This is a genomic window from Meiothermus sp., from assembly GCF_025060375.1.
Taxonomy (GTDB): Bacteria; Deinococcota; Deinococci; order Deinococcales; family Thermaceae; genus Meiothermus.
Genome location: NZ_JANXCG010000043.1, coordinates 15,367 through 27,115 on the forward strand (window position 1 = coordinate 15,367; position 11,749 = coordinate 27,115).

General features: G+C 63.7%; 10 protein-coding genes. 5 read left to right on the forward strand and 5 right to left on the reverse strand.

Annotated elements, in window-relative coordinates:
• Position 1: 1 nt before the first annotated feature.
• Together NZ849_RS05830 and cysS are read left to right on the forward strand one after the other, a co-directional pair.
• Positions 2–439, forward strand: a complete 438-nt coding sequence (locus NZ849_RS05830) for an SRPBCC family protein (protein ID WP_295405309.1) — start codon at positions 2–4, stop codon at positions 437–439.
• A 138-nt stretch (positions 440–577) separates the two neighbouring features.
• On the forward strand, positions 578–2,020 hold the full coding sequence (gene cysS / locus NZ849_RS05835; protein ID WP_295405311.1) for a cysteine--tRNA ligase: 1,443 nt from the start codon (positions 578–580) through the stop codon (positions 2,018–2,020).
• A 225-nt stretch (positions 2,021–2,245) separates the two neighbouring features.
• Here the strand turns inward: cysS and NZ849_RS05840 are convergent, their stop codons facing one another.
• Complete coding sequence (locus NZ849_RS05840) at positions 2,246–2,923, reverse strand: zinc metallopeptidase (RefSeq protein WP_295405313.1); 678 nt, start codon at positions 2,921–2,923, stop codon at positions 2,246–2,248.
• 171 nt (positions 2,924–3,094) lie between these two features.
• Positions 3,095–3,367: a stage V sporulation protein S gene (locus NZ849_RS05845; RefSeq protein WP_119359596.1), complete on the reverse strand. Its 273-nt coding sequence runs from the start codon at positions 3,365–3,367 to the stop codon at positions 3,095–3,097.
• A 257-nt stretch (positions 3,368–3,624) separates the two neighbouring features.
• On the opposite strand from NZ849_RS05845, the gene NZ849_RS05850 reads away from it, so the two are divergent.
• Genes NZ849_RS05850 through NZ849_RS05860 form a run of 3 tightly spaced genes read left to right on the forward strand, consistent with a single transcriptional unit; the run spans position 3,625 to position 9,502 of the window.
• Complete coding sequence (locus tag NZ849_RS05850; RefSeq protein WP_295405316.1) at positions 3,625–8,121, forward strand: glutamate synthase-related protein; 4,497 nt, start codon at positions 3,625–3,627, stop codon at positions 8,119–8,121.
• 24 nt (positions 8,122–8,145) lie between these two features.
• Complete coding sequence (locus tag NZ849_RS05855) at positions 8,146–8,694, forward strand: protoglobin domain-containing protein (protein ID WP_295405318.1); 549 nt, start codon at positions 8,146–8,148, stop codon at positions 8,692–8,694.
• A gap of 28 nt (positions 8,695–8,722) precedes the next feature.
• A complete protein-coding gene (locus NZ849_RS05860) occupies positions 8,723–9,502 on the forward strand; it encodes an HAD family hydrolase (protein ID WP_295405320.1) in 780 nt (259 codons plus the stop codon).
• A gap of 43 nt (positions 9,503–9,545) precedes the next feature.
• On the opposite strand, the gene ruvA is transcribed toward NZ849_RS05860, so the two are convergent.
• The 3 genes from ruvA to NZ849_RS05875 are packed head-to-tail and all read right to left on the reverse strand — an operon-like array spanning position 9,546 to position 11,713.
• A complete protein-coding gene (gene ruvA, locus NZ849_RS05865) occupies positions 9,546–10,127 on the reverse strand; it encodes a Holliday junction branch migration protein RuvA (protein WP_295405322.1) in 582 nt (193 codons plus the stop codon).
• 35 nt (positions 10,128–10,162) lie between these two features.
• On the reverse strand, positions 10,163–10,933 hold the full coding sequence (locus tag NZ849_RS05870; RefSeq protein ID WP_295405324.1) for an enoyl-CoA hydratase-related protein: 771 nt from the start codon (positions 10,931–10,933) through the stop codon (positions 10,163–10,165).
• A 9-nt stretch (positions 10,934–10,942) separates the two neighbouring features.
• Positions 10,943–11,713, reverse strand: a complete 771-nt coding sequence (locus tag NZ849_RS05875) for an enoyl-CoA hydratase-related protein (RefSeq protein ID WP_295405326.1) — start codon at positions 11,711–11,713, stop codon at positions 10,943–10,945.
• Positions 11,714–11,749 lie beyond the last annotated feature (36 nt).

Sequence of the window (11,749 nt, forward strand, 5' to 3'; positions counted from 1 at the left end):
CATGCCAGAGGTCTACGCTGAGCTCTACATCCCCAAACCCCCTCAGGAGGTCTACCGCGCAGCCCGGGACTTGGCCGGGCTGAAGCCCTATCTAAAGGATGTGGAAACCCTGGAGGTGCTGGAGGACAAGGGCAGCACCTCCCGCACCCGCTTCGTGGCAGTAGCCATGGGCAAGAAGGTCCAGTGGGTTGAGGAGGAAAGGTGGTTTGACGAGGAACTGCGCAACGAGTTCGAAAGCACCGAAGGTGACTTCGACCTCTACCGGGGCACTTGGACCTTCCTTCCGGAAGGGGACGGCACCAAAGCCGCCCTGCGGCTGGAGTACGAGCTGAACATCCCCATCTTCGGGGGCCTGCTGCAAAAGCTGGTCAAAAAGCTCATGCAGGAGAACGTAGAAAGCCTTCTGGCTGGCCTAAAAGAGCGCTGCTTGGCCGCCTAAAACCCCCAAGCCCGGCGGGGTATACTCCCTTTGTGGGGGACCACCGCCGACGGCCTCCCCTTTGGGGGCGGTCCTCCAGTCCCGCGAGTCCGCAAAGCAACCCCAGCGAGCTAGCTTAGCTGACCCTGGAGTTTTCCTATGCCGCTCCAAATCTACAACACCCTCACCCGCAGCAAACAGGCCTTCGTTCCCACAACGCCGGGTTACGTGGGCATCTACGTCTGCGGGCCCACCGTCTACGCCGAACCCCACCTAGGCCACGCTCGAGGCCCCATCGTCTACGATGTCCTGCGCCGCTGGCTGCGTCATCAGGGCTACAGGGTGCGCTTCGTCTCCAACATCACCGACGTCGGCCACCTGACCGACGACGCCGATGCGGGGGAGGACAAAATACAGCGCCGCGCCCGCGTAGAGCGCCTGGAACCCATGGAGGTAGCCGAGAAGTACATGTGGAGCTACTTTGACGAGATGCAGGCCCTAAACGTCCTCCGCCCCGACATCGCCCCGAGGGCCGCAGGGCACATTCCCGAGCAAATAGAGCTCATCCAGGCCCTCCTCGAGCGCGGCCATGCCTATGTATCCAATGGTTCGGTCTACTTCAGGGTGAAAAGCTGGCCCAGCTTCGGCAAGCTCTCCAACCGGGATATAGAAGAGCAGGAGGCCGGCGCGCGGGTGGAGGTGCGCGAGGAGAAGGAAGACCCCCGCGACTTCGCCCTTTGGAAACGGGCCGAACCAGGGCACATCATGCGCTGGAACTCGCCGTGGGGGGTGGGGTTTCCCGGCTGGCACATCGAGTGCTCGGCCATGAGCCTCAAGTACCTGGGCGACGGCTTTGATATCCACGCGGGGGGCGTAGACCTGCAGTTCCCCCACCATGAAGCCGAGATCGCCCAGGCCGAGGCCGCTGGCCGCACCTTTGCCCGCTACTGGATGCACCACTACCATGTCCTGCTGAACGGGCAGAAAATGGCCAAGAGCACGGGAAATTTCGTCACCCTAGCTGAGCTGCGGGCCCGGTACGAACCGATGTACGTCCGGTTCTACCTGCTAAACAGCCACTACAGGAGCGTGCTGGACTTCACCGACGAGGGCCTAGAGGCGGCTAAAAACGGCTACCTGCGCCTCCTGAACGCCTACCGCGAGGTGCGGCGGCTGCTGCCAGCCGCACCCCCAGGCGTGCACCTGGGGCTCGAAAGCGCCCTTGATCGGCTAGAGGCCGAGTTCACCGAAGCCCTAAACGACGACCTAAACACCCCCCAGGCCATCGCTGCTTTTTTCGGCTTCGTCACCGAGCTGAACAAGGCCCTCCTCGAGCGGCCCGGCCGGGACAGCCTGGCCAGGGCCGAGCAGGCCTTCGCCGTGCTGGGAGAGGGGGTGCTGGGGTTGTTCCCCCCACGGGTGCTGGAGCAGCAGGTAGGGGGGGCTCTGCTCCAGGGCTTGGTCCAACTCCTCCTGGAGGTACGCGAAGAGGCGCGGCGCAGCCGGAACTTCGCCCAGGCCGACCACATCCGCGCCCGCCTGGCCGAGCTGGGCGTGGTGGTGGAGGATACCCGCGAAGGCCCCAAGTGGAAGGTGGTGTAGGCAAGCTGGGCATCTTCTGCAACGGTGGGTAGGCCACCATGCGGGGACAGCAAGATTCCCTTGCCCCCACAGGGGGTTTACCCTCGAGGGCATTTTGCGCCAGGAAGTCCGGTCTGCGGCGAGCTGCAGGACATCGCCCTTTACGGACTTCTAGAGCAAGGCTGGCCCATGAAAAAGCCCCGCAGCAAGCGGGGCCGATCTTAGGAGCTTAGAGTGGCATCGGTCTTACTCGCGGTTTTGCATCATGATAGCCACGTAGTGCAGAATGGTGGCCACCGAGTTGGCCAAAGCGGCCACATAGGTCAGGGCCGCTGCCGTCAGCACCGCTCGGGCCCCGTCCATCTCACTGCGATCCAGGAGGTTCATCTTCTTGAGGATGTTCAGGGCTCGGTTGGAGGCGTCAAACTCAATGGGCAGGGTCACCAGCTGAAACAGGGCCGCCGCCGCAAAAAGCCAAATGCCGATGCTCATCAGGCCAGTGGCCTGCATAAACATGCCGGCCAAGAAAATCCAGGGGCCGAACATGCTGCCCAGGTTGGCAATGGGCAGAATGCTGTGGCGGACCCTCAACCAAGCATAGCTTTTGGCATCCTGGATGGCGTGGCCTACCTCGTGGGCAGCTACCGCCAGCGCGGCCGCCGAAGGCGAGTGAAAGTTAGGCTCAGAAAGCCGAACCGCCTTGGCGATGGGGTCGTAGTGGTCGGTCAAGGCCCCAGGCACCATCTCCACCCGCACATGGTGCAGCCCATAGGCGTCCAGAATGGCTCGAGCCACCTGCTCGCCCGTCACCCCGCGACTGTTGGCCACCCGGCTGTAGCGGGCGTAGGTGCGCTGTAACCAAAACTGGATGAACAGCGTCGCCACGAAGACCAGAATCATCAGCAAAAAGGTAATCGTCGTCATTTCTCCCTCCTACACGTACCAGGGTAGCAAACCCCAGATGAGCGCTCTGAGTCCTGCGTCACCGCTTGGGCGACGGAAAGCCCGGCAGGCCGAGGCCCGCCGGTCCAGCCCTATTCTACAAGGCCCTCGGGTGGAAGCATACCCCTAGGTGGTATGTGCCGCGGTTTGGGTTCAGGGTTGCAAGGGCTGGCTGCGCACGGTGAAGCGCAGGGCGGTTCGCTCCTCGTTTTCCAGCTCGAGCTTTACAAAGGCTGGTTTGACGATGAGGTCAAGGTTGTCCGGGGCGATGTAGCCTCGGGCAATGGCGATGGCCTTGATCGCCTGGTTGACCGCCTCAGGACCAATGGCCTGCACCTCAACCTCGCTTTGGGAACGCAGCAAAGCGGCGATGGCACCCGCAACGGAGTTGGGACGTGATTTGCCGGATACGCGCAGCGTTTCCACAAAACCTCCTAGGCGTTACGCTTCCCCCTGCATTGTAGGAAAAAAGCAGAAGCGATGTCAAGAAAACACCATCACAATCGGTTTTCAGTCCCAAAATGGACCCTGGGGCCCTGTCCCACCTTCCCGGAGGATAGCCTTGGTCTAGGCTCGGTATTGACGTGCAAACGCGGGATTCGTATACTGCTCCAAATCTTCGCATAAGGTTGCGAAGATTCCCCCCCAACACCGGTTCGTTTCGCCAAGCCTGGAGGTCGTGAGTGAGATTCAGCGAAGCCTATCCTGGTATACCAAGCGGACGTGACGCCTGCGGCATTATCGCCATTGTTGAAAAAAGCGCCCGTCCGAGCCACGCCAACGTACAGCGCACCCTTGAAAGCCTCTACAAGATGGCGCACCGAGCTGGCCTAATCCGGGGGGAAGGCGACGGCACCGGCATCCAGACCGACCTACCGCGCGAGCTCTGGGCCACCTACCTCTACGAGGCAGGCCTGGACAGCAACCTAGCCCAAAACCCCCGCTTTTTTGTGGGGCACCTCTTCGTACCCAAAAGCGAGGGGGGCCGGGTGCAGGAACTCTTCGACCTGTTCCGGGTAGAGGGCTCTAAGCGGGGCATCCGGTTGCTCCTCGAGCGCAGAGGCGAGACCAACAGCAGCGTGCTGGGGCCGGTGGGAAAGCGCACCGAGCCCCTGTTCTACCAGGTGGCTGGCCTTTCCACTGATGGGGATGCCCCCCTTTGGGAGCTAGGTCTTCTCCTGGAGGAGCGATTCCCCGTGCACGTGGTCTCCCTATCCACCGCCACCGTGGTCTACAAGGTGCGGGGCTCTGCGGAAATTCTGAAGCGCTATTACCCCGAGCTCTCCCGCGCCGAGTACAAATCGGCCCTTACCCTCGGGCACAACCGCTACTCCACCAATACCCTTTCCACCTTTGAACAGGTCCAGCCCTTCGGTCTCCTGGGCCACAACGGCGAAATTAACACCATTGAGCGGCTGCGGCGAGAGGGCCGGTTCCTGGGCATCCCCCTCACCGGCGGCTCGGACTCGCAGGACCTCAACCGCATCCTGGAAGGGTTGCTCTACCGCTTTGGCCTTTCGCTTCCCGAGGCCATGGATGCGGTCTTTCCACCCATTCTGGGGGAGATAAAAAACTACTCCCCGGCCCTTCAGGACCTCTACATGAACCTGCGCCAGCGCTTCGGACCCCTGGCCCAAGGCCCTGCGGCCCTGGTTACCCGCCATCGTGACGAGGCGGTTTTTGGCACTGACGCCATGGGCTTGAGGCCGCTGTGGTTCGTGGAGACGGAGAGCGAGTATGTCTTCAGCTCCGAGCGAGGCGTCTTCACGGTGGAGGAGTTCGTTTCCGAGCCGCGCCCCTTTGCACCCGGGGAAAAAATGTACCTGCGCCTTACCCCCGAAGGCGCCCGGCTCTACCCCTTCGACCGGCACCAGCGGCAGGTGCTGGAGCGCATCCTCACCAAAACTCAAGCCCTAGAAGGCCACCGGGTGCACCTCCTCGGACCCCGCTACGAAACCCCCCCTCCCCTCGCGGGCGGCGTGGAGGCCCAGGTGGAGGAAAAACCAGCCCCCCCCTCGCTGGGCCTCGAGCGGGCCTATGGCTGGGATCGGTGGGACGGGGGGTACCTGGAGGCCCTGGTTGAGTCGGGCAACGAACCCATTGGTTCGCTGGGCTACGATGGCCCCTTGGCCGCTTTGAACCCGGAGAAGCCCAACCTTTCGGAGTTCCTCAAGGAAACCGTGGCTGTGGTAACCAACCCGGCCATCGACCGGGAGCGCGAAATTGAGCACTTCTCCACCCGCAGCATTCTGGGGCGGCGTCCCACCCCGGATGGCCGAGGCGGCGGACGCGTGGAAGAGCTGGTCATCCCCATCCTGCTCGAGGAGACCGCCCCCACAATACCGGCCGTCGCCCAGGGCCAGGGTACCCTGACCTACGAGGAAGCCCTTCGGCGCTTCCACCACACCGTTCTGCTCTCCCAGTTCACGGTGGAGGAGGGCCTGGTAGCTGGCCTCAAACGGCTCCAGGAGGCCGCCGTTGAGGCAGTGCGCAACGGCGCCGAGCTTCTAGTCATTTCCGACCGCGGAGCCTTTGAGGGCGGGGTCTGGTTGGACGTATACCTAGCCCTGGCGGCCATCGGCCAGGCCCTGGAAGAGACCCGCGACGAGGAGGGCATCTCCCTGCGGCGGCGCACCTCTTTGGTGGTGCACTCTGGAGCGGTGCGCAACCTTCACGACCTGGCAGTCTGCTTGGGCCTTGGGGCTGATGCGGTAGCGCCCTGGCTGATGCAACAAAAGGCCCAGGCCACCAAGGGCCTGCTGGGCCTGCAAAACCTAATCGAGGGCCTCAAGAAGGGCCTCGAGAAGGTAATCTCTACCATGGGCATTCACGAGGTACGGGGCTACGGGCGCATCTTCAGCGCGATTGGCCTGAAGCCTGAGTTGGCCGAGGTGCTGGGGGTTCGCAACTTCTTGGGCTCCGATAGGGCCGGGTATGGGTTCCTGGAGCTCGAGCGCACGGCCCTAGAACGGCTGAACCTGCTGCACGCGGAAAAAGTCCCCCCTGCCAAAGACTTCCGTTTCAACTCCCGCATCTTCAAAGCAGCCCTGGAGGTAGCTACCGGGCAGTCTCCCTACGCCCACTTCCAGGAAAAGGTGCGGAGCCTGGAGCACGAATCGCCGGTGGCCGCGCGGCAGCTCCTATCGGTGCGCTTCCCTGAGAAGTCCCCCGTGCAGCCAGAGGAAGTGGACCTGAGCGTGGGCGGACACTCCCTGCCCTTTGTCATCACCGCGATGAGCTTTGGCTCCCAAGGCGAGGCCAGCTTCCGCGCCTACGTTGAGGCAGCCAAGAAACTCAACATGGTCTGCATCAACGGGGAAGGCGGCGAAATCCCCGACATGCTCGGCAAGTACACCTACTGGCGGGGCCAGCAAGTGGCCAGCGGGCGCTTTGGAGCCCACGCCTACATGCTCAACTCGGCCAGCTTCATCGAAATCAAAATCGGCCAGGGAGCCAAACCCGGCGAGGGCGGCCACCTTCCCGGGAAGAAGGTCACCGCCAAGGTGGCCGCGGCCCGCAACGCAGTGCCCGGGGTTGACCTCATCTCCCCCTCCAACAACCACGACCTCTACTCCATCGAGGACCTGGCCCAGCTCATTGAGGAGCTGAAGACCGTAAACCCCAAAGCCAAGGTTTCGGTCAAGGTACCGGTGATCCCTGGCATCGGCACCATCGCGGTGGGCATCGCCAAGGCTGGGGCCGACGTGATCGCCCTATCTGGCTTTGAAGGGGGTACCGGTGCAGCCCGCTGGCATGCCCTGAAGTACGCCGGGCTTCCGGTGGAGATCGGCGTTCGACGGGCCCACCGGGCCTTGGTGCGGGCAGGTCTGCGCGACAAGGTGGAACTTTGGGCCGATGGCGGCCTCAAAACCGCCTACGACGTCCTGCGCATGGTGCTCCTGGGAGCCGACCGAGTGGGAATGGCCACCATGGCCATGGTGGCCATTGGGTGCACCATCTGCCGCCAGTGCCAGACCGACACCTGCCACGTGGGCATCGCCACCCAGATTGAAACCCTGGAGCAGGCCCAAGCCCACGGCTTGAAGCGCTTTGTCCCCCAGGAGCTGGACCGGGCTACTGAGCAGCTCGTGACCTTCTTCAAGGCCAAAGGGGAGGAACTTAGGCGCATGGTGGCGGCCTTGGGGGTTCACAGCCTGCGGGAGCTGGTAGGCCGCAGCGACCTCCTGGACCAAGAGGGCCACACCCAAGCGCTCGACCTGAGCTACTTCTTTGAGCCGGTGAAAGCCCCCGACTGGTTGAACGAGCGGGCTGCCCATATCCTGCGCAAACCCCTCAACCAGCTCACCCGCTCCATCACCGATGTGGTGGTTGCTGCCTACACCTCAGGTGAGCGCGAACTGGTCTTTCAGGAAGGGCCTGTGGGCTCTACCGACCGGGCCCTGGGCACCCACCTAGCTGGAGAGATCGCCCGCCGCCGCCTCTACGGCAAGGGCTGGGACGCCCGGGTAGAGCTGCGCTTCGACGCAGGGAGCATAGCTGGCAACGGAATCGCCGCCTTCAACGTGGAGGGACTGGAAGTTCTGGTAGAGGGCGGGGCCCAAGATGGTGTAGCCAAAAACGCCTTTGGGGGTAAGGTGGCCATCCTCAAAGGCCGCAACCCCTACGGCCAGTATGTGGATGGATCCGTGGGCAAGTCGTTTGCCTACGGGGCCATCGGAGGACTTCTTATCGTGGAGGGCCAGGCCGACAGCCGCTTCTGCATAAGGCTCTCCGGGGCCGACGTGGTGCTGGGGGGTGAGCCCGACCGGCCAGTCCAAGACGAACTGGGCAACATTGCTGCGCGGGCTCAGGCCAAGGGTTTTGCCTTTGAGTACATGACCCGCGGGCGGGCAGTGGTGCTGGGCGACCCAGGCCCCTGGATCTGCTCTGGCATGACCGGAGGTAGGGTCTACCTGCGCTACTGGCCGGAGATGGGGCTCACCGAGGAGGCCATGCAGCGCCGGCTCGCCAAGGGGGCCAAGGTGGTCATCCAAAAGCTAGATGAACGGGGCATTGCGGACGTGCGTGAGCTGATGAGCGCCTACCTAAACACCCTGCGGGCCGCCGAACGGGAGGAAAAGGCTGAGCGGCTTTTGAAGCTCCTGGCTGACCCTGCCGCCCACTTCCGCATGGTGGTACCGACCAATCAGCAAGTAGCTCAGGAGGTGAGCACCGAGTAGCGCCAACAGGGTACAATTGCCCCGGTGAACGCCCAAACCCTGCTGCAAAAGCTGCTGGCCCGCACCGGCTTCCAGCAGCGGCATGCTGAGACTCTGCGTGGGTTGGAGCCCCTTATGGCCCCCCTAGCGCCGGAGATCGCCTTGGCCTTTTACGACTACCTAGGCCGTGACCCGGAAATGCACGAAATCCTCTGGGGAACACCAGGAAGGGTGGAACGGCTGTACCGCTCGTTCGCCGCGTGGTATCGGGAAATTTTCTCAGGGGTCTACGACGCGGCCTACGCGACCCGACGGGTGAGAATTGGTCTTGTCCACGCGCGCGTTGGGGTGCGGCCCGAGCACGTGTTGCCTGCGGCAGGCATCGTGCAGGAGCTTACCCTAGAGCACCTTCGCCAAGCCCTGCGGGGTGGGGAGGTGTTTTTGGCTATAGAGTCCTTTGAGAAAATCATGGCCGTGGAGATGGCCCTGATGGAGGAAAGCTACCTACAGGCCTTGGCTGAAGGGTTGAAGTTTACCCAGGAGGTAAGGGAGGCTGCAATGGTAGGGGCCCAGGTTCTGCTCGAGGCAAGTTAAATCCCTGAAGATGGCGTAAGATTGGGCGGTGGTTCAGGCAGTTCTCTTTGACTTGGACGAAACTCTTATTCTAGACCATCCGGTTTCCCTTCACGCCCTTCAAGGCTGCGCTTTTTATGCGGCCTCCTGGTACAGCCTGGACATCCCCCGGCTGGTACAGGCTGCTGAGGAAGCCGCTGTGCGGCTGTGGAGGGCGGGGCCAGCCTATAGCTACACCCAGCGCATCGGGCACAGTGCGGGGGAGGGGCTTTGGGCCCGGTACACGGTACAGACCCACCCCGCCTTGAAGGTCTTGAGCGAGTGGGCCCCCGATTTCCGGGTGGCCGTCTGGCAAGAGGCCCTAGGGGAACAGCGCATCCGTGACCAGGCCCTCTGCGAGGCTCTGGCCCATCGCTACTTGAGCGAGCGGAGGCTCTTCCCTCGCTACCCCGAGGTGGACGCACTGCTGGAGAGGCTACGGGGCTACAAGCTCGGTCTCGTAACCAACGGAGTGCCCGACCTGCAGCGGGAGAAGCTGACCGGCGCCTCGCTCCAAGACTGGTTCCAGGCCGTCGCCGTGTCCGGCGAGCTGGACGTGGGCAAGCCCGAGCAGGGCATCTTTGAGCACATCTGCCGGGAACTCAACGTCGAGCCCTCGGCCTGTGTAATGGTAGGCGACAACCCTGAGCGGGACATCGCCGGGGCTTTACGGGCGGGAATGCGGTCGGTCTGGGTGAACCGCGGCTTCAAACCCAAGGACCCTCGCTACCAGGCCGACCTCGAGGTCTCCAACCTGCTCGAGATGCTGCCCTGGCTGGAAACTTTGTGATCCGAAGCCCACTGGGACTCCACGGGCCACCCGACGATCCTCCCTAGCGCAGCGCCTTTAGGGCCAGCTTGATAAGCTCCTGGGTGCTGGCCCCGGGGTATTTCCGGGCAACCTCCGCCACCACGCTGCGGACCTGGCCCTCACGGAAACCCAGGGCGATAAGCGCCAGCTCCGCTTCCTCAGTCTGGCTGTTGCGCACAAGCCCCCCACCCTGGCCCAGCAGGTGCGCGGGAACCCTGCCCTTTAGCTCCAGGGCAATGCGTTCGGCCAGCTTCTTTCCCACCCCAGGGGCCGCGGTGAGCAGCCGCAGGTCGCCTTCGGCCAGGGCCCGCGCCAGAAGCGCAGGGGTATGGGACGAAAGCAGGCTCAGCGCCACTCGAGGACCCACCCCAGAGACCGAGAGCAACAGCTCAAACAGCTCGAGGCTCTCCTCATCGGCAAAACCAAAAAGGGAAAGGTCGTCCTCCCGCACAATGAGCCGGGTGTAGAGGGCGGCCTCCTGCCCCTCCTTAAGCCCACCCAGGGTAGTCGCAGGGCAGGCCACCTCAAAACCCAGCCCCCCCACTAGCAGCACCGCGCTCGAGGGCCCCTTTTTCAGCACCGTGCCCCTGAGGTACCTCAGCATAGCCCTCTCCCGCTGTGGGCGCCCGGCGAACCCGCCTATCGCCCCTGGAACCGCGGCGAGCGCTTCTCGTAAAAGGCCTGTACCCCCTCCTTGTGGTCCTGGGTCCGCCCCGCCACCTCCTGGAGCAGGGCCTCGTACTCGAGCACCTCCTCCAAGGTGGCCCCCGCACTGTACCTCAGGGCTCGCTTGATGAGGCCATAGGTCTTGGTGGGCCCTTGGGCCAGCTCCAAGGCCAGGCGGGCCACCTCCTGCTCAAAGGCCTCTACCGGCACCACCCGGTTCACCAAACCCAAAGCCAGGGCCTCCTCTGCGCTCAATCGGGGCGAGAGGGCGGCCAGCTCGTAGGCCCGCGCGTAGCCCACCAGGCGGGGCAGGTAGTAGTTCATCCCGGCATCGGGTATCAAACCGATCTTGCTGAAACCGGTGGTCAGAAGGGCATCCGCCGCAGCCACCCGCAGATCACAGGCCAAGGCCAAAGAGAGCCCGGCCCCCGCTGCGGCGCCGTGGATGGCCGCCAGCACAGGCTTCTCCAAAGCGGCAATCCCCTCCACCACCGAGCGGTAGTTGCGCAGGTGGCCCTTGTAGGAAAGGCTCTGCCCTTCAAACTCACGCAGGTCTTGTCCCGAGCAGAAGCCCCGGCCTGCCCCCCTCAAGACCACCGCCCGCACCTCCGGAGCGGTGGCCTCCTTGGCAAAAGCCTTGCCAAGCTCCCGAAGCATCTCAGTGGTGAGGGCATTGATGGCCTCGGGTCGGTTCAGGGTCAGGGTCAGCACACCGTCCTTCAGCTCCCTCAGAAGCACGCTCATCTTTCCCTCCTAGCGCCCCTTCCAGACCGGCTTGCGCTTCTCCACAAAGGCCCGGGTGCCCTCAGCCTTGTCCTCGCTGCCAAAGGCTACCAGAAAGTTGCTGCGCTCCAGGGCCAGTCCAGCCTCCAGGCCAACCTCCAGCGCCCGGTTCACCGCATCCTTGGCCAGCCTCACCGCCAGCGGGGCCCGCTCAGCCATCCCTTGGGCCAGCTCCAACGCCTCCTCTAGATAGAGTTCTACCGGCACCACCCGGTTCACCAACCCGTGCTTGTAGGCCTCCCAGGCTGAAAGCACCCGGCCGGCCAGAATCACCTCCATCGCCAGGTACCTGCCCACCTGCCGGGTAAGGCGCTGGGTACCCCCACCCCCAGGAATGAGGCCCAGGTTGACCTCCGGCTGGGCGAACCGGGCCGTCTCAGAGGCCACAATAAGGTCGCAAAGCATGGCCAGCTCGCAGCCGCCCCCGTAGGCATAGCCCGAAACCGCAGCCACCAGGGGCTTGCGTGCCCGGCGCAAGACCTCATAGGCGTCGGCCCGTTGGCCCCGCAGCAGCTCAGGAAGGCTGGTCTTCTGGAACTCCAAAATGTCCGCCCCGGCAGCGAAAGCCCGCTCGTTTCCGGTAACGACGATGGCCCCTATGGCCTCATCCTGCTCAAAATCCCGCACCGCCTGGGCCAGCTCGTTTAGGGTCGCGGAGTTAAGCGCGTTGAGCTGTTCAGGCCGGTTGAGCCGCACCAACCCTACCCCACCGTGGGTCTCCACCAGAATGTTTTCGAACATAGCCGGAAAGAGTCTACCCCCACGCCTGGCCCATGG